Source organism: Kitasatospora sp. NPDC058218 (assembly GCF_042882445.1).
Classification (GTDB): Bacteria; Actinomycetota; Actinomycetes; order Streptomycetales; family Streptomycetaceae; genus Kitasatospora.
Map to the genome: position 1 here is coordinate 78784 of NZ_JBHVWC010000006.1, position 18149 is coordinate 96932.

General features: G+C 71.2%; 15 protein-coding genes and 1 pseudogene. 7 read left to right on the plus strand and 9 right to left on the minus strand.

Annotation, left to right across the window (positions count from 1 at the left end; translation table 11 throughout):
- Window positions 1-15: 15 nt before the first annotated feature.
- Both ACFVYI_RS05350 and ACFVYI_RS05355 read right to left on the minus strand, forming a co-directional pair.
- Window positions 16-2925 carry a type I polyketide synthase gene (locus ACFVYI_RS05350; RefSeq protein ID WP_387881796.1) on the minus strand — a complete coding sequence of 970 codons (2910 nt, stop codon included), beginning with the start codon at window positions 2923-2925 and terminating at the stop codon, window positions 16-18.
- Between the two features lie 43 nt (window positions 2926-2968).
- The gene (locus ACFVYI_RS05355; RefSeq protein WP_387881797.1) at window positions 2969-3976 is read right to left on the minus strand and encodes an acyltransferase domain-containing protein; all 1008 of its coding nucleotides are present in this window, start codon (window positions 3974-3976) and stop codon (window positions 2969-2971) included.
- Window positions 3977-4269: 293 nt separating this feature from the next.
- On the opposite strand from ACFVYI_RS05355, the gene ACFVYI_RS05360 reads away from it, so the two are divergent.
- From ACFVYI_RS05360 to ACFVYI_RS05380, 5 genes are all read left to right on the plus strand, one after another.
- Window positions 4270-5199: a ketoacyl-ACP synthase III family protein gene (locus tag ACFVYI_RS05360; protein ID WP_387881798.1), complete on the plus strand. Its 930-nt coding sequence runs from the start codon at window positions 4270-4272 to the stop codon at window positions 5197-5199.
- Between the two features lie 2 nt (window positions 5200-5201).
- The gene (gene ccrA, locus ACFVYI_RS05365; protein WP_387881799.1) at window positions 5202-6548 is read left to right on the plus strand and encodes a crotonyl-CoA carboxylase/reductase; all 1347 of its coding nucleotides are present in this window, start codon (window positions 5202-5204) and stop codon (window positions 6546-6548) included.
- A 49-nt stretch (window positions 6549-6597) separates the two neighbouring features.
- Window positions 6598-6867 (plus strand): DUF6059 family protein, encoded by a 270-nt coding sequence (locus tag ACFVYI_RS05370; protein ID WP_387881800.1) that lies wholly within the window; start codon window positions 6598-6600, stop codon window positions 6865-6867.
- Window positions 6868-7086: 219 nt separating this feature from the next.
- Complete coding sequence (locus ACFVYI_RS05375; protein ID WP_387881801.1) at window positions 7087-7890, plus strand: BTAD domain-containing putative transcriptional regulator; 804 nt, start codon at window positions 7087-7089, stop codon at window positions 7888-7890.
- 57 nt (window positions 7891-7947) lie between these two features.
- The gene (locus tag ACFVYI_RS05380) at window positions 7948-8382 is read left to right on the plus strand and encodes a nuclear transport factor 2 family protein (protein WP_387881802.1); all 435 of its coding nucleotides are present in this window, start codon (window positions 7948-7950) and stop codon (window positions 8380-8382) included.
- Window positions 8383-8411: 29 nt separating this feature from the next.
- Here the strand turns inward: ACFVYI_RS05380 and ACFVYI_RS05385 are convergent, their stop codons facing one another.
- Window positions 8412-9485, minus strand: coding sequence for a winged helix DNA-binding domain-containing protein (locus tag ACFVYI_RS05385; protein WP_387881803.1), 1074 nt, complete (start codon window positions 9483-9485; stop codon window positions 8412-8414).
- 43 nt (window positions 9486-9528) lie between these two features.
- Window positions 9529-10497, minus strand: coding sequence for a helix-turn-helix transcriptional regulator (locus ACFVYI_RS05390; RefSeq protein WP_387881804.1), 969 nt, complete (start codon window positions 10495-10497; stop codon window positions 9529-9531).
- Window positions 10498-10705: 208 nt separating this feature from the next.
- Between ACFVYI_RS05390 and ACFVYI_RS05395 the strand changes: the two genes are divergently transcribed.
- The gene (locus ACFVYI_RS05395; protein ID WP_387881805.1) at window positions 10706-12178 is read left to right on the plus strand and encodes an MFS transporter; all 1473 of its coding nucleotides are present in this window, start codon (window positions 10706-10708) and stop codon (window positions 12176-12178) included.
- Between the two features lie 80 nt (window positions 12179-12258).
- Here the strand turns inward: ACFVYI_RS05395 and ACFVYI_RS05400 are convergent, their stop codons facing one another.
- The 3 genes from ACFVYI_RS05400 to ACFVYI_RS05410 form a co-directional block, all read right to left on the minus strand.
- On the minus strand, window positions 12259-13404 hold the full coding sequence (locus ACFVYI_RS05400; protein ID WP_387881806.1) for an epoxide hydrolase family protein: 1146 nt from the start codon (window positions 13402-13404) through the stop codon (window positions 12259-12261).
- Window positions 13405-13595: 191 nt separating this feature from the next.
- On the minus strand, window positions 13596-14801 hold the full coding sequence (locus tag ACFVYI_RS05405; RefSeq protein WP_387881807.1) for an FAD-dependent oxidoreductase: 1206 nt from the start codon (window positions 14799-14801) through the stop codon (window positions 13596-13598).
- 73 nt (window positions 14802-14874) lie between these two features.
- On the minus strand, window positions 14875-16071 hold the full coding sequence (locus tag ACFVYI_RS05410; protein WP_387881808.1) for a cytochrome P450: 1197 nt from the start codon (window positions 16069-16071) through the stop codon (window positions 14875-14877).
- 247 nt (window positions 16072-16318) lie between these two features.
- Between ACFVYI_RS05410 and ACFVYI_RS05415 the strand changes: the two are divergent.
- Window positions 16319-16528: pseudogene (locus tag ACFVYI_RS05415) on the plus strand (helix-turn-helix domain-containing protein); the annotation flags it as partial.
- 240 nt (window positions 16529-16768) lie between these two features.
- On the opposite strand, the gene ACFVYI_RS05420 reads toward ACFVYI_RS05415, so the two are convergent.
- Together ACFVYI_RS05420 and ACFVYI_RS05425 are read right to left on the minus strand one after the other, a co-directional pair.
- The gene (locus ACFVYI_RS05420; protein ID WP_387881809.1) at window positions 16769-17350 is read right to left on the minus strand and encodes a hypothetical protein; all 582 of its coding nucleotides are present in this window, start codon (window positions 17348-17350) and stop codon (window positions 16769-16771) included.
- A 78-nt stretch (window positions 17351-17428) separates the two neighbouring features.
- Entirely contained in the window at window positions 17429-18028 is a 600-nt protein-coding gene (locus ACFVYI_RS05425) for a hypothetical protein (RefSeq protein ID WP_387881810.1), read from the minus strand.
- Between the last annotated feature and the right edge of the window lie 121 nt (window positions 18029-18149).

The window sequence follows — 18149 nt, forward strand, 5'->3', positions numbered from 1 at the left end:
CTGGTGCGTAGACGCCTAGCGGGTGGATCCCGACCCGAGGGCTTCGATCAGCCGGGCCGGGGTGGGGTGGTCGAACAGGAGGGTGGCCGGGAGCGGGATGCCCAGCGCCTGGGCCAGCCGGTTGCGCAGGAGCAGGCCAGAGCGGGAGTCGAGGCCCATGTCGTTGAAGGACCGTTCCGGGTCGAGCTGCCCGTCGGTTCGGTGGCCGAGCGCCTCCAGAGTGTGGTGGAGCACCAGCTCCGCCGGGTCGGTGACGGCCGGGGCGGCCGCCGGCTCGGGAGCCGGACGCGGGGTGACGGCGCCCAGCCGGTACGGGCGGCGCTGGAAGGCGTAGCCGGGCAGGTCAACGAGGGACACCTCCGCGCCGTGGTAGCCACGCCAGTCCACCGGGCAGCCGAACACATGAGCAACGGCGGCCAGTTCGGCGGTGCCGCGCAGTTCGTCGGCGGTGGACAGTGGCGCGGTGAAGACCTCCGGGCCCGTCCCGGCGACCTCCTCGGCCATGGTGGTGAGTCCGTGTCCCGGTCCGACCTCGGCGAAGAACCGCGCGCCCACCTCGTGCGCGGTGCGGACGGCCCGGCCGAAGCGGACGGTGGCGCAGAGGTGGTGCGCCCAGTACTCGGGACTGCGTAGTTCCTCGGGCCGCGCCGGTTCCCCGGTGACGGCCGAGACGACCGTCGGTCCGGTGGGTTGGCGGAACGTCATCGCCGCCGCGACCGCACGGAGTTCGTCCTGAATCGGGGCCATCAGCGGTGAGTGCCCGGCCCGGCTGATCCGCAGCCGGCGCACCCGTCGGCCCAACGCGGCGAAGTACTCGGAGACCTCCAGTACGGCTCGCTCCTCGCCCGAGACGACCAGCGAGCGGGGACTGTTCACGGCGGCCACCCCGACCAGCCCCGGCCGGTCGGCGAGTACGGTGAGCACCTCGTCCTCGACGGCCTGCAGGGCTACCATCGCCCCGCCGGGGGGCAGTTCGGAGATCAGCCTGCCGCGCTCCGCGACAAAGCGGGCGGCGTCCTCCACCGACAGCACCCCGGCCAGGTGCGCGGCCGTGATCTCGCCCTGCGAGTGCCCGACCAGCAGGGCCGGGACGATGCCCCAGGACTCCAGCAGCCGGTAGAGGGCGACCTCCAGCGCGAACAACGCCGGCTGGGCGTACTCCAGCCGGTCCAGCAGGTCCTCGCGGTGCCAGACGACCTCGCGCAGGTCCGCCCGGATGATCGGCGCCGAGGCCTCGGCTATCTCGTCGAAGGCCCGCGCGAACACCGGGTAGCTCTGGTGGAGTTCGCGGCCCATCCCGGTCCGCTGCATGCCCTGGCCGGGCAACAGGAAGGCGGTGCCGCCGCTGCCGCGCAGGCCCTGGAACACCGCGTCCGAGGACTCGCCGTCGGCCACCGCGCGCAGCCCGGCGGCCAGTTCCGCCCGGTCGGTGCCGACGACGGCGGCACGGTGGCGCAGCTCGGCCCTGGTCGTGGCCAAGGTGAGGGCCAGCGCGGCGGTGTCCGTCGCGGGGCCGGCCTCGACGCGGACCGCCAGGCGCCGGGCCTGGTCTCGCAGCGCGGCGGATGTGTGGCCGGACAGCACCAGCGGAACCACGCCCGCGGGCGCCGGGTGCCCTGTCGGCTGCTCTGCGAGCTGCTTCGCCGGGGCCGGGAGCTCCGGCGGGCCTTCGAGTACGACGTGGCAGTTGGTGCCGCCGAGGCCGAAGGAGGAGACGCCGGCCAGGCGACGGCCGGACGGCCACGGGGTGGTCCGGCGGCAGACCGCGAGCCCGAGCGCATCCGGGTCGATGGCAGGGTTGGGCTGCTGGTAGTGCAGGCTCGCGGGCACCTGTCCGTGGAGCAGACCCAGGGCGGTCTTCACCAGCCCGGCCATTCCGGCCGCGCCCTCCAGGTGGCCGATGTTGGTCTTCACCGAGCCCACCAGCAGCGGCCGGTCGGCCGGCCGCCCTACGCCGACGACCGCGCCCAGGGCCGCGGCCTCCACCGGATCGCCCGCCGGGGTGCCGGTGCCGTGCAGCTCGACGTATCCGACCTCGCGCGGCTCCACCCCCGCCCGGCGGTACGCCGCACCGAGGACCCGCTCCTGGGCCTGTCGGCCCGGGGCGGTGAGCCCGGCGCCGCGGCCGTCGTTGTTGACGGCACTGCCGCGGATGACGCAGTAGACGCGGTCGCCGTCGGCGACGGCCCGGTCGAGCGGTTTGAGCACGATCACCGCGGCACCCTCCCCGCGGGCGATGCCGTCGGCCCGGGAGTCGAAGGTCCGGCACCGCCCGGTGGGCGACAGCGCGCCGAGCGCCTCGATCACCGCGTCCCCCTCGGCGGTCGGGTTGAGCTGGACCCCGCCGACCAGGGCGAGGTCGCACTCGCCGTCGCGCACGCTACGCGCCGCCTGGTGGACCGCGACCAGCGAGGACGACTGCCCGGTGTCAGTGAGCAGGGACGGCCCGTGCAGGCCGAAGACGTACGAGACCCGGTTCGCCAGGAAGGCCCGGCCGGTGCCCGTGAGGGTGTACGCGGACAGGGCTTCGGCTCCGGCGGTGCGGGTCAGGAAGGTGTGCTCGTCCGAGCAGGAGCCGACGAACACACCGGTGTCCGTGCCGTGCAGGGAGTCCGGGGCGATCCGGGCGTCCTGGAGTGCGTCCCAGCACAGCTCCAGGAGCAGCCGCTGCTGGGGGTCCGCCGCGGCGGCCTCGTGGGCGGAGACCCCGAAGAGTTCGGCGTCGAAGAGGTCGGTGTCCTCCAGGTACCCACCCGGTCGGCGCCCTACCCGGGAGCCGGTGCCCGGTGCGACCGCGTCCCGTCCCTCTACGAGCAGTCGCCAGAACTCGTGACGGTCGGCAGCGCCGGGGAACCGGCACGCCAGACCGACGACCGCGACCGGGCCGTCGGCCGGGGTCTGCGGTCGCTGCTGGTCTCGGGACATGGAGTCCTCCGTTGGGGGCTTGAAGCGGGGCGGGGGCACCGGGTCAGGACTTCGGCGCACGGCGGGGCGTGCCGGTGACGGCGTGGCGGGCAGAGCGGACCGACTCCAGGTCAGCGAGATCGCCCCGCTGCCGGTCGGGCAGCAGCGGCAGGACCCGGCTGCGGCCACGCACCACCGTCGGGTGGCGGCGGGCGAGCATGCTCAGGCTGTTGCCCGGCCCAGCTTCCAGGAGCAGACAGTCGTGGTCGGTGAGAAGCCGGTCCAGGGTGGGCGCGAACATCACCGGCTCGGCGGCCTGGCGGGCCCAGAACCCCGGGTCGATGACATGGGGTTCGGCCAGCACGCCCTGGGTGTAGGCGGAGTAGACGGTGATCCGCGCCGGCCCCAGCGCGGTGGCCCGCCACTGCGGCAGCGACGCGGCGGCTGCGCCGTCCACCACCGGGCTGTGGAAGGCCTGCCGGGCACGGACGTCCCGGCACACCACGCCCCGGCCGCGGAGCACCCCGGCGGCCCGGTCGAGCGGCTCGCGCTCCCCGGCCAACAGCAGTTGTCGGGCCGCGTTGACCGCGGCCAGATGGACGTCGGTGCCGAGGAGGTCGCGGACCCCGTCCAGTGAGGTCGCGACCGCGAGCATCCCGCCGTCCGGGGTGCCCGTGAAGCAGCGGGTGCGGTCGCGCATGAGCCGGAACCCGTCCTCGGCGGAGAGCACCCCGGCGAGCGTCGCGGCCGCGAGTTCGCCGACGCTGTGTCCCAGCATCGCGACCGGCTGCACGCCCCAGTCGAGAACCATCCGGCCGAGCGCCAGGTCGACGGCGTAGAGCAGCGGCTGGGCTACCGACACATCGTCGTAGTTGTCGGACGGTTGCTCCGACAACCATTCGGCCCGGATTCCCGTTCCGGCCTCGCCGAGCATTCCGAAGGCCTCGTCCATGGCCTTCGTGAAGACCTCGGATTCGCCGTACAGCCCCGCTGCCATCCGGGGGTGCTGTGCCCCCTGGCCCGGGAACAGCAGAGCGACCCGAAGCGGGCGTTCCTCGGTCGGTGTGGCCATCCCTCCGCCTTTCGTCGCGTTGACGGCATTGCACGGGGAAGGGTTCAAGCCTCGTACGAGGATGCTTCGAACGCCGTGACCTCCGTCGATCCTGGATCCCGTCGCGACCAGCCCCGCGCACACTCCGGCCAGGACCTGTCCGTCACTCGAGAGGAGAAGCGGTGAGGGCTGACAACCTCTTCGTGTCCGGTACCGGGGTTGATCTCCCGCCGTCCATGGCTGTCAATGCCGCGGTGGAAGCGGGGCTCTACGACGCGCGGGCTGCCCGCCGCAACGGAGTTCGGGCGGTGTGCGTGTCCACCGACTCAGGCCCGGAGATGGCGGCCCGGGCCGCCCGGCGGGCGATCGCCCACCCGGAGGAGATCGATCTGGTGCTGCACGCCAGCACCTACTTCCAGGGGCACGACCTCTGGGCGCCGGCTTCGTACGTCCAGCGGATCGCGGTCGGCAACGACTGCTTCTCCGCGGAGGTACGCCAGCTCTCCAACGGTGGCATGGCCGCCCTGGAGCTCGGCGCGAGCTACCTGAAGGCCGATCCGGCCCGCAGGTCCGTCCTGATCACCACCGGCGACCGGTTCTGCCTCCCGGGCTTCGACCGCTTCGACACCGACCCCGGCACGGTCTGTGGTGACGGCGGCACGGCCCTGGTGCTGTCCGCCCACCAGGGCTTCGCCCAGGTGCTGAGTCTGGTCACCGTCTCCGCGCCGGAGCTGGAAGGCATGGGCCGGGGCGCCGACCCGTTCGCGTGCGCGCCGCTGGCGACGCGGGCCCCGATCAGCGTCGAGGAGCAGCGCGCCCTCCTGATGAAGGAGTACGGCGCCGGCCCGCTGCTGGAACGGATCCAGGCGGGCCAGCTCGACGCGTACCAGCGGGCGTTGAAGGAGGCGGGGGTGGAGCACAGCGATGTCCGGTGGTTCGTCCTGCCCAACCTCGGCCGCCCCAAGATGACCTTCCAGTTCTTCGAGCCGCTGAACATCGACCCGGCCAGAACCACCTGGTCCTGGGGCAACGGAATCGGCCACCTCGGCGCGGGGGACCAGATCGCGGGGCTGGATCGGCTCGCCTCCACCGGGGCGCTCGTTCCCGGGCAGCTGTGCGTCCTGGTCAGCGCGGGCGGCTCGTTCGCCTGGTCTGCGGCCGTCCTGCGCGTCCTGTCCCATCCTCGGTCGGTGGCCGGCCGGCCCGCCACCGACCGGTTCGCCAACGACACCCGAGGAGCCTGACCGTGGACGACATCCGCGACGCCGTACTTTCCGGACTCCGGTCCCCCGAAGCCTTCGCCGCGCTGCCGGTCCCGGACCACTACCGCGCGGTGACCGTCCACCGCGACGAGGTCGACCTGTTCGAGGGCGTGGCACACCGGGACAAGGACCCGCGCAAGAGCCTGCACATCGAGGAGGTGCCCGTCCCCGAACTCGGCCCGGGCGAGGCCCTGGTGGCGGTGATGGCCAGTTCGGTGAACTTCAACACGGTGTGGAGTTCGATCTTCGAGCCCTTCCCCACCTTCCGCTTTCTGGAGCGCTACGGGCGCACCTCGCCGCTCGCCCGCCGCCACGACCTGCCGTACCACGTGCTCGGCTCCGACCTGGCCGGGGTGGTGCTGCGCACCGGCCCGGGTGTGCAGGCCTGGAAGCCCGGGGACGAGGTGGTCGCGCACTGCCTTTCCGTCGAGCTGGAGCACCCCGACGGCCACGACGACACCCTGCTCGATCCCGAGCAGCGGATCTGGGGGTTCGAGACCAACTTCGGTGGACTCGCCGAGCTAGCCGTGGTGAAGAGCAATCAATTGATGCCCAAGTCGGCCCACCTGACCTGGGAGGAGGCCGCCGCGCCCGGTCTGGTGCACAGCACCGCGTACCGGCAGCTGGTCTCCCGCAACGGCGCCGGAATGAAGCTCGGTGACGTCGTACTGATCTGGGGTGCCGGCGGCGGGCTCGGCTCGTACGCGACGCAGCTGGCGCTTGCCTCCGGCGCCACCCCGGTCTGCGTGGTGTCCGGCCCGGACAAGGCGGAGATCTGCCGGGAGATGGGGGCCGAGCTGGTCATCGACCGATCGTCGGAGACCGGCGAGGGCTACCGTTTCTGGCGGGACGAGGAGACCCAGGACCCGTCCGAGTGGAAGCGGCTGGGCGCGCGGATCCGCGAGCTCACCGACGGCCGGGACCCGGACATCGTCTTCGAGCACCCGGGCCGGGAGACCTTCGGCGCGAGCGTGTACGTGGCCCGCAGGGGCGGCACCGTGGTCACCTGCGCCTCCACCAGCGGCTACCGGCACGAGTTCGACAACCGCTACCTGTGGATGCACCTGAAGCGCATCGTCGGCTCGCACTTCGCCAACTACCGGGAGTCCTGGCAGGCCAACGAACTGGTCCGCCGCGGCATCGTCCACCCCACGCTGAGCCGGACGTACCGTCTGGAGGACGCCGCTCAGGCGGTCCACGACGTCCATCGCAACGTCCACCGCGGAAAGGTCGGCGTCCTGGCCCTGGCCCCGGACGAGGGCCTCGGCGTCACGGACGCGGAGCTGCGCGCCCGGCACCTGTCCGCGATCAACCGCTTCCGCCTGGGGTGAACACCCACAGGGCCGGGCCAGGCTCCCGGGCGCATATTTGGATATGGTCATGACAGACTTGCCCAGCGGAACGAACGCCGTTCCGAACCCCTTCGCGCACCTCCTCACCCGGATCCTGAGGTCGGTGTGGCACGCCGTCGTACTGTACGGCGCGCTCCACATTCCTCCGATCACCCCTTTCGACCCGCCCGCAAAGCCGCCGGACGGGCCGCCGCCCGGCCACCCCGAGCGGCTCTGCGGCGACCGGCCGCCCACCGCCGAGGAGCGGGAGCTCTGGGAGCGACTGCGGGACGGGCGGCGCTTCCGGGCGCGGAGGTGATCGGACACCGCCGCCCACGGCGACTGCACCCGGGTCGCCGTACCCTGAATGTCAATCAGCTCCCGGACGACGATCCGAAAGATACTGCGTCGAACCGTTCGGGCCGACGCGGTAACCGGTGGAGTGCCGGGAATGTTGTTGGGTTCACGAGAGCGTGGTCGAGGCTCGCGCCTTCCTATATTCAGGACTGTCGTGCACTCGTTCGAAGGGCAGTTGACCATGCTTCAGTACAGGATCCTCGGGCCGCTCGAAGCCACGCGCGGCCACCATCCCTGCACCCCCACGGCGCCCCGCGCCCTCGCCACCCTCGCGCTGCTGGTCGTGCGGGCCAACCACGTGGTCTCGCTGGACACGATCATCAAGGAGCTTTGGAACGACCAGCCCCCGCGCAGCGGCGCCACCACGGCGCAGACGTACGTGTACCAGCTCCGCCGGCTCATCGACGAAGCGGCCGGCGGGACCGGGAAGGACGTCCTCGTCACCAAGGCGCCCGGCTACAGCCTGCTGGCCGCGCCGGACGAGATCGACGTCTTCCGCTTCGAGCGTCTCACAGCTGGAGCACACACCCTCATGGAGGCCAACCGGCCTGACCTGGCCTCCGTCAAACTCCGGGAAGCCCTGGACCTCTGGTCCGGCCCACCGCTGGCCAACGTGGAGGTCGGGCCGGTACTCGAAGGCTACGTCGCCGCCCTGGAGGAGCAGCGCATCCACGCGCTCAACCTGCGGATCGAGGCGGACCTCCGGCTCGGCAGGCACCACCAGATGGTCGCCGAACTGCGCTCGCTGATCGTCGAGCACCCCTACAACGAGTGGTACCACAGCCTCCTGGTCTTCACCCTGGCCCGGGTCGGGCGCAGGCACGACGCTCTGGAGGCCTACGCCCGGACGCACCGGGTGCTCTCGGAGGACCTCGGGCTCGCCCCGTGCAGCGAGCTGCGCCGGATCCAGCAGGACGTCCTGCTGGGCCGTCAGATCGAGCCACCCCGCTCCATGACGCTCTCGATCGAGCCTCGAAGCGCCTGAGGGAGTCTCGAAACCCAGCCGGGCTCCCCGCTCGGCACCGATTGGAGGAGCGAAGGAATGACTGGCGACAAGATTGCGGTCGACGCCGACCTGCGGGCTTCCGTGGAGCAGTTCTACGCCCATCACATGCAGCTGCTGGACGCCGGCCGGATCGAGGAGTGGGCGGCCTTCTTCACGGAGGACGGCACCTTCACCGTCGACTCCCACCCCGTCCCGGCACGCGGCCGCCAGGAGATCGTCGCCGGGGCATCCCGGACGGTCGAGCAGCTCCGCGAACAGAGCATCGCCCGCCGCCACTGGCTCGGGATGTCCGACCTCACTCCCGAGGACGACGGCACGACGACGGTGCGCAGCTACGCGCTGGTCTTCCAGATCACCGAGGCCGACGGTCCCGCCTTGCGGTCGAGCACGATCTGCGAGGACGTCCTGGTGCGGGACGGCGGCTCCTGGCTGATCCGCGCCCGACTGGTGCGGCAGGACCGCGCGGCCTGATCGCATGATGTGATGTGACGCCTCGCCCGCTACTTGGCGAAGCGGACGTCCACGTCCGCGTTCGACGGTGCGAGGAAGCGGGCGAGCCGCTCACCGGTGACCAGCAGCGCCACCTCGTCCGCGGCGCCGATCCTCTCCAGCAGGGTGATCGTGACCACCCCGGCGTCGGCCCGCCACGTCCCGGCGACCATGCCGTCGACCAGGACGGAGCCGGGCACGATTCCGTTCTTCAGGAACAGGTGGCCGCGGTGCTGCTCAGGGACGATCCGGCTGCGGTCGGCGTACGAGAGGACGACGTTGTCGAAGTCCGGCAGGAACCGTACCGGTGCCGGGACGTCGGCGCCGGGGCGGGGCGCGTCCGGCAGATCGAGCAGTTCAGCGCCCCGCTCGCCGCGCAGTCGCAACAGGTCGCCCATCGAGTCCGTCACCTCCCGCAGCCTGGTCAGCCCGCACCAGGCCTGGACGTCCTGGACGGTCGCCGGGCCGAACGCGGCAAGGTAGCGGCGGATCACCGAGGGCAGCGACGCGGCCTTCAGCGGCGCACCGAGCCAGGACTCGGCAGTGGCGTACCTGGTCACCCCGCCGATGCCCCACACCGCACGCGGCGGCGTCTGCACCAGGGCGAGCTTGGCACGGGCGACGTCCCCGAGCTGTCGCGGGACCGCATTCGGGAATCGCTCGGTGAGGGCGTCGCCCAGCTCCTTGGGGGTAAGCGGCTCCTTTTTCAGGATCTCGACGCCGTGCCGGGCGATCGTCTCGGGGTCGCCGGTGGCGGCGACGGTCCGGGCGGGCACGTACATCCGGTCGATCACCCGCTGTACCACCGGCCGCAGCGCGAGGCAGTCCGCCGCGCTGACCAGGTGGATGGTGCCGCGGTACAGCAGGATCCGGACGGCCGACCGATCCTGGAGCAGCCCGCCCAGTTCGTCGTGGGTGAACTCGCGCAGCCGCGTCCAGAGGCCGGTGTATGGCGGGTACGGCGCTTGTGCCTGCATGCCGACCAGATGCTCGATCATCTGGAGCGGCGCCATGTCGGAGGACTCCAGGAGGTATTGGCGCTGGAGCGTGGCACGGTTCAGCGCACGGTCGGTCATGATGGCCATGCCAGGGTTCCCCTCGGGCTGCTGGTGGTACTGGTTCTTTTGATTAGGCGTCGGCGTAACGTGCCGCCAACAAAGCGTGGTGTGCGGCTACTTGGCGGCAGGCCTCACGTAGCTCGGCGGGGCCGAGGACCCTGAACGGGACGTCGAAGGTGCCGAGCCACCGCGCAATCGCGGACATCGACTCGCCGTGCAGCACCGCCGTGCAGCTGTCCGGTCCCTCGGCTTCCACCACGCCCCAGCGGGCGGGTACTTTGTCCGCCACCTGCTCGATCGGGGCGTCCAGTTGCACTCGGCCGCTGGCCTGGCTGAACGCGCGCCGGAAACCGTCCACCACGAAGGAGGTCGCGCCGCCCTCGGGCGGCGTTCGCGGCTGGAACCGCGGTCCGGCGGGGGGGCGCAGCGCCATACGGTCGACCCGGAAGGATCGCCAGTCGTCGCGACCGAGATCCCAGGCGACCAGGTACCAGCGGGAGTCAGCCCGGACCAGCCGGCACGGCTCCACCTCCCGCCGCGTCGAATCGCCGTTGCGGGCCTGGTAGTCGAAGCGCAGGCGCTCCCGCGCGTGGCAGGCCGAGGCGACACTGGCGAGGTCCGTGGCGGAGACCGCGGACTCTGCCTGGGGCCGGTCCACGACCTCGATCTGGAAGGCGTCCAAACGCCGCTGGAGACGGGAGGGCATCACCTGACGCAGCTTTGCGAGCGCGCGCAACGAGGGCTCGGTGATCCCGATGACCGGACCGGTGGCACCGGACTGGAGCCCGAACGCCACGGCCAGTGCCTCCTCATCGTCGAGTAGGAGGGGAGGCATCTCCGCGCCGGCGCCGAGCTGGTAACCGCCACCGACGCCGATTCGAGCGTTGATTGGGTATCCGAGATTCCGCAACCTGTCGATGTCCCGCCGCAGTGTGCGCGTGGTGACGTCGAGGCGTTCCGCGAGTTCCGCGCCGGTCCACTCCCGGCGCGTCTGCAGTAACGACAGCAACCTCAGGAGTCGTGAAGAGGTCTCCCGCATGCCGCAACACTATCGTCGTTGACGGACAGGATAGGTCCTAAATACAGATCTACTGATCACCTGATCTTGGCCGCCCTATTGAGGACCCTACCTGTCCTATAGGCCTTCTACGGTTCTTGACGTGCAGATGTGAGGCGCCGGGCGACGAGTCCGCTCCGGTGTGGCCCTCGCCGTTGGCAGCGACAGATTCTTGGAGTGATCCCATCCGATGACGACTTCTGTGGAACCGGCCGGAAAGGCCGGAACGCGCCTAGGACTGGTCCTACTGGCCTGCTGTGTCGGCCAGTTCATGGTGGTACTGGACGCCTCGATCGTGAACGTCGCCCTCCGGCCCATCCAGGAGGACCTTGACCTCGCGCCCAACACCCTCCAGTGGGTGATCAACGCCTACACGATCGTTTTCGCCGGTTTCCTGCTCCTCGGCGGCCGCCTGGCGGACCTCTTCGGCCGGCGCCGGGTCTTCGCCGTCGGCCTCGCCCTGTTCACCCTGGCCAGCCTGGTCGCCGGTGTGGCGGTCGACCCGACGACACTGCTGATCTCCCGCGGCCTCCAGGGCCTCGGCGGCGCCGTGCTGGCGCCGGCGACCCTGACCGTCTTGTTCACCACCTACACCGACCCGATGGGCAAGGCCAAGGCCTTCGGCACCTGGAGCGCGGTCGCGGCGGGCGGCGGTGCGATCGGCGCCCTGCTCGGCGGCGTGGTCACCCAGTGGCTGTCCTGGCGCTGGATCTTCCTGGTGAACGTCCCGATCGGCATCCTGCTGATGGCCCTTCTGCTGACGGCCGTTCCCGAGTCGCGCAACGAGAACGCCGACCGCCGGATCGACAGCATCGGCGCCGTGCTCGTCACCGGCGGTCTCATGGCCGTGGTCTACGGGATCGTCGAGTCCCACGAGAAGGGCTGGGACTCCGCCACGACCATCGTGTCGCTGGCCGTCGGCATCGCCCTGTTGGTCCTCTTCGTGGTGAACGAGGCCAAGTTCGCCAAGCAGCCGCTGGTGCCACTGTCCATCTTCGCCAACCGCTCGGTCTCCGCCGCCAACATCGTCAACTTCACCACCAGCGCGGCGCTGGTCGGCGTGCTGTTCCTGTTCACCCTGCTCATGCAGTTCGTCTACGGCTACGGCTCGCTGGAGACCGGCCTCGCCTACCTGCCGCTCTCCCTGGGCATCGTGGCCACCGCCCGCGGCTTGGCGCCGAGCCTGATCAACAAGTTCGGCCCCAAGCCGGTCTTGGTCACGGGCAGCATCCTGTCGATGGCCTCCCTGCTGTGGCTGTCCGCGGTCGTCGGCGACGGAGGCTTCGTGAGCGACCTGCTCGGCCCCTCGCTGGTGTTCGGCGCTGGCCAGGGCATGGTGTCCTCGACCGTGACCATGGCCGGCACTGCCAAGGTCCCCTACACCCAGGCCGGTCTGGTGTCCGGTCTGCTGAACGCGAGCCGACAGGTCGGTGGCGCGCTGTGGCTGAGCGTCCTGGCAGCGGTCGTCGCCGGCTACACCAACAGCCTCACCCCGGGCGCCTCGGCCGACGGTTACAGCACCGCCTTCCTGATCGCGGCGGTCTACCCGCTGGTCGGCGCCCTTGCCGGCCTAGCCGTACCGGGGGTTTCCCCGGAGGCCCTCGCCGCGGCGAGGAACTGGGGGGCCGCCAAGAAGCCGGCAGCCACCACCGCGGAGAAGTGACCGCGGACATGTGACCCGTCCTTCCCCCGGGGACGGCAGGAAGGGCCCGGTAAGCACCGGGCCCTTCGGCATGTCCGTGGTCAATCGCGAAGCGGGCGGAAGAACGCCCGGACGTCCTCCACAAGCTCGTCCGGGGCCTGGAGCGAGGCGAAGTGGCCGCCGTTGGCGTACTCCGACCACCGGGTCACGCGGTTCGACCGCTCCGCCAGTGAGCGGATGGCCCTGTCCCCGGAGAACACGGCCACCCCGGTGGGAACCGGGCCCTGCTCCGGGCGGGCGCCCCAGGCCTCCGGGGCCATCTCAAGGTAGATCCGGGCGGCGGAGCCGGCCGTGCCGGTCAGCCAGAAGATCGAGACGTCGGTCAGCACCGCGTCGCGACCGATCGGGGTCTGCTTGCTGGTACTCGGGTCCCAGTCGACGAACCACTCCAGGTTCCAGGCGAGTTGGCCAGCCGGAGAGTCGTTCAGCGCGTACGCCAGGGTTTGCGGCCGGGTGCTCATCTGGGTGGCGTAGCCCGAGCGCCGCTGCCACCAGGCGGCGTTGCGCCGTCCCTGTTCGAGTTCGCCCTCGGAGAGTGCCTCCCGGTCCTCACCGGAGGTCGGCATGGCCGCGCCCACCAGCGCGTTGACGTGCACGCCGAGCACCCGGTCGGGTGCGATCCGGCCGAGCTCCGGGGCAACCAGGCTGCCGAAGTCCCCGCCCTGCGCGCCGTAGCGGTGGTAACCGAGCCGCTCCATCAGCTCTGCCCAGGCCCGGGCGACCCGGCGGATCCCCCAACCGCGCTCCCCGGTCGGCCCGGAGAAGGCGAAGCCCGGGACGGACGGGGCCACCACGTGGAAGGCATCCGCCGGATCGCCGCCATGCGCCGCAGGATCGGTCAACGGGCCCAGAACGTCCAGGAAGTCGTAGACAGTGCTGGGCCACCCGTGCGTGATCAGGAGTGGGGTCGCGTCCGGCTCCGGGGAACGGGCGTGCAGGAAGTGCACGTTCTGCCCGTCGATCTCGGTGGTGAACTGCGGAATCCGGTTGAGCCGCGACTCGTGCAACCGCCAGTCGTAGCCGCCGCGCCAGTAGTCGACCAGCTCGACCAGGTAGTCCCTGCTGATGCCGTACGACCAGTCGGCGTCGGGCAGCTCGTCCGGCCAACGGGTCCTGGCCAGGCGGTGGCGGAGGTCGTCGAGGTCGGCTTCGGGGACGTTGACCCGGAAGGGGGCGATCGTGCTCATGCCGCCAGCATGTCCCTGATGGTTGACACCTGCAGTCCTCCATCGCCCCAGCGGTCGCGGACCTCACCCGTCCGGGTGAATGACGGAACGGACGAGCTAGATGACGTCCGGGTGAGCGAAACGCCGCGTGGCCGCCTGGGTGCTGGCGGTCACGGGGCACTCGAGCCGGTCGGGTCGGGCGGTGGGCGTCGTCAGGCGGCGGTAGCGGCGCCGACCGTGACCGGGCCTTCCCAGTCGATGTGGTGCTCGTGCATCCAGAGCGTCCGCTTGCCGTCGGTCTGCGGCTTCTTGTACGTCCGGGCGATGAAGTAGTCACGCATCGCGCCGCGGAACGACCCGAGCAGGTTGCCCTCGATGTTGCGCTTGCCCTGGGCGACGACGGCCTCGACGCGGGCACGGCGGGCGGCCTCGAAAGCCCGGAACGCCTTTTCAACGGTGGGCTGGTCGCGCAAGCACTTCGCGAGCACCACGGCGTCCTCCATCGCAATCGACGCACCCGAGCCGGAGGTCGGCGAGGCCGCGTGGGCCGCATCCCCGATGACCACCATGCCGTCGTGGTGCCAGCGGGCGAGCGAGGGCAGGTCACAGTTGAGGAAGGGGGCGGGGATGTCCTGGGTGGCCCGGATGATGTCGGCGACCGGGGAGCGGTCCCGCTCGAACATCGACGCCATCTCGTCCCGCCAGGCCGGGCCGCCGCGCAGCGACTTCGGGTCCGGGCGCTCGGCCCTGACCGGGTTGGCGTACCAGCGGAGCTCCCCGCTGGGCGCCTGGGTGTACATGAAGAAGCACTTCTTGCCGAAGAACATCCGGATGACCCCGGGTGCCTCGTCGGTGGGGTGGTTCGGCAGGTAGCCCCAGGCGTTCAGCACGCCGACGTAGCGCGGCTTCACCGCAGCCGGGTCGATGATGTCCCGGACCCGCGAGTGGAGGCCGTCCGCACCGATCAGCACGTCGCCCTCGGCCCGGGTGCCGTCGGCGAAGGTCGCGACCACCGTCCGGCCGATCCGCTCGGCGTCGGTGACGCGCTTGCCGTACTCGATCGGGATGCCTCGGCGCTCGGCCTCGGTGCGCAGGGCGATGTACAGGTCGGAACGCTCGACCGTGGTGTTGCCGGTGCCCCGGACCCGGTCGAAGGCGATGTCGCCGGTCAGCCGCCGGCCGTCGTGCCGGTAGAAGGCCATCGCGGGGGTGTCGAAGCCGACCCCGCGCACCAGGTCGGACAGGCCGAGGCAGGCGAGTGCGTCCAGCCCGTTGGGGGCGATGTTCATGAACGACCCGACCCCGTCCGCGCTGCGGTCGTAGGCCTCGTAGATGGTCGTGTCGAAGCCTGCCTTCTGGAGGGCCATCGCGGTGACGGGGCCGGCGATGCCGCCGCCGATGATGAGAGCTCGCGCCATGGTGGTTACCTCTGTTCGATTGCGGGACGGCCTGCTACCGCGGCCGTACGAGGGAGCGTCCGGGGGGGTACCGTCACCACGCCAGGGGCAGCGCGGCAAGACGGTAGACGAAGCCGCCGTCCAGGACCTGCACGTCCTTCGCCGGGACGGCCAGCCGCAGGTCGGGCAGTCGTCGGGCGATCGTGGCGAACACGTGCTGGAGCTCCAGCCGGGCCAGGTCGGCCCCGAGGCACAGGTGCCGACCGAACCCAAACGCGACGTGCTTGCGGACGTCGGGCCGCGAGGGCCGGAAGGCCTCCGGGTCCTCGAACATCTCGGGGTCGCGGTTGGCCGAGGCCGTGGACGGGTAGATGCCGTCGCCCACCGGGATCGTGCTGTCGCCGATCGTCAGCTCCCGGGCGGCGACCCGGGCGGTCGCCAGGTCGGTGACGGTGAGGTAGCGCAGCAGCTCCTCAACGACGTTCTCGGCCAGCGACGGGTCCTCGCTCAGCGCCTTGTACTGCTCCGGGTGCTGCAGCAGGGTCAGCAAGCCGAGCGAGATCATACTCGCGGTGCTGTCGTGACCGCCGTTCAGCAGCAGCCGCGCCAGGTGGACCGCCTCGGTTTGGGTCAGCTGGGGGTTCTTGCTGATAACCCGGCTCATCATGTCGTTTCGGGGGGAACGGAACTTGCCGGCGATGAAGTTCTCGAAGTAGGTGTCGAGGAAGGTGATCGCGGCGTGCCGCTCCTCCTTGGTGCGGGCCCCGTTGAACATGTCCTGGGTGGCCTTGTGGAGCGAGTCCAGGTCCTCGGTCGGGATCGCCAGCAGCTCGCCGATCACGGCCAGCGTCAACGGCTTCGCAAAGCCCGACACCAGATCGGCGGGTCCTCCCCCGGCGATGAACCGGTCGAGGTGCTCGTCGATCAGCTGCTGGACCCGGGGGGCCATGGAGTTCACGCGCTGCAGGGTGAACTCCGCCTTGACCATCTTCCGGTACACGGTGTGCTCGGGCGCATCCATGCCCAGGATCGAGCCGTTGGTGCGCATGGCGGGCGGGATCGGGACCGGCGACGGGTACCCGGCCTGGGTGCGGTCGTTGCTGAGCCGGTCGTCGGCCAGAGCGGCCTTGACGTCCTCGTAACGGGTCACCAGCCAGGCGTGGCCCCCGGCGGCCAGCGGGATCCGCGGCACTTCACCGTCCTCGCGGAGCCGGGCGTACTCTATCGGGAGGTCGAACGGGCAGGCCCGTCGGAACGGGAACACCCTGGCGCTGCTCTGGTCATCGGTCACGATGCGCTCCTGGCGGTCATGGACTGAGGGTCGGCGCGACTCAGCCTGGCCCCTCCGCTTCGAGCCTCAGTCGAAGCACCGTCCTGCTCCTGATTGCCGATCGCCGGCTACCGCGACGTAGCGCATCCCGCTGCGGTCAACCTTGCTCGCTATGCCCGTACCGCACAGCCCCGCCGCTCCGAATCCGCCGATCAGCGGTCGGTGGGAGGGCTCGGTGAGCAACCGGGTGACCTGAGCGGAGGGCAGGATGAAGGAAGCAGCGGCACCGCAGGGCGGGACCACCGCGCCGTCGCGCCGTCAGCGGCTTCGGGCTGAACTCGAGAACGAGGCGCGCTCACAGGCACGCCGGCTCATCGCCGAACACGGTCCGAACGGGCTGAGCCTGTCCGCTGTTGCCCGCGCCGTCGGCGTGACACCGGCGGCACTGTACCGGTACTTCAAGAACAAGAACGCTCTGATTATCGCCGTGTACACCGACCTGACCGCAGAGTTCGTCGCCACCGTCGCCGCCGCCTCGCAGTGCGAGAGCCCCGAGGACATCGGAGCGCAGCTGTACGCGGCTGCCCGGGCCGTGTTCGAGTGGTCCGTGTCCCACCCCGCCAGGGCGGGCGGCACCGGGCCGGGTAGCGGGGCTTCTCTCAGGGGCCGCGGCCGGGGCCGGCCCGGTTGGGGCGGCCCGGACCGGGGAGTGGGGCGGTCAGCGGGTGCGGGCGGACCAAGCGGTGCTGTCCTTGTGAGTGAGCAGGGCGAGCAGGGCGATGCCGGCGGCGATCTGGGCCAGGGCGGTCAGGATCGGCGGGGTCGGGCTGTCGCCGTTGGCGAGGGCGAGCGCGAAGAGGCCGCCGAGGCCGTGCCAGGCGCCGTAGACGATCGCGCCGATGCGCCAGGCCCTGCCGCCGCGGGCGAGGCGGACGGCGAGGGCGGTGCCGACGGCGGCGTACAGAATCGCCCAGACGAGGGCGGACTGCGCGGAGAGGATCTGGGCGTCGGCCACGTGCCGGGCGTCGTCGACGACCGGGGCCATCCACGAGCCCGGGCCGCCGTGCGGGGAGAGGGAGTCGCGCGCCGCCTGGGCGCGGACGAGCTGGGCCAAGGCGAGCAGCGGCATCAAGCCGGCGTGGACGAACAGCACGAGGCGGGCGGTGCGCACCTGCCCGGGCATGGCGGCCGCGATGGTCGGTGGTGCGGGAGGCAGTGGGGGGTACGGGGGCGGCGGGATGTGCATCGGCGGGTCAGGGATGCCGATGGGGTTGTGGGCTGGGCGGGGGGAGGTGTCCATGGGGTGTCCTCGTCTCTGGAAGGGCGGCGTGGGCCCCAGGGGCCGGCGTGCGGTCCGGCCCCCGGGGCGGTGTGTCGGTCAGAGGCTGTGCGGGGCCTCCCAGTGCGCGGCGGGCAGGACCTTCTCGAAGTAGTCGTTGGGGAACTGCTTGGTGGCGCTGGGCAGTCGGGGATCGTTGCGCAGGACTTCGCTGTAGCCCTTGAAGACGGCCATCGACATGTGCAGGCAGTTGTTGAGGGCGGCGTCGTAGCCGCGACCCTTGACGGCGCCGTACCAGGACTGGGCGCGCTTCACGTCGCCGTCCCTGGTGTTCACGCACCGGTAGCGGGTGTAGTACCGGGCGCCGTTGTGGTCCCGGTCGCGGACGTCGGTGAAGTGGACGCGGGCCTGCTCCCACGTTCCGCCCTTGATCCAGCCCGCCTTCGGGGTGTCGTTGGTGCTGCCGAACGAGCCGTAGATCCAGTGGTTCGCCTCGCCGCGGACCTTCACCGCGAAGGCGGCGTGCCCGAGGCCGAACGCGCCGTCGGGGGCCTCGAACATGCACACCCGCCCGAGCGGGGCGGCGGCCTGCGCGTCAACCGGGGCAGTGACGGCTCCGCCGGCAAGCAGCGCGAGCGCGCCCGCCAGGCACGCGGCCGCCCTGGCGGCGGCGCTGCGGATCATCCTGGGGTCCACCATCGGGGGACTTCCTTCCAGTCGTCGAACTGCTCCGGCGATGCCCCGGCCGGGGCCACTCGGCAGCTCGTTGACGGAAGGTTGGTGGACCGCCTGATGACCCGCCACACTGGTGCCCGCGCTA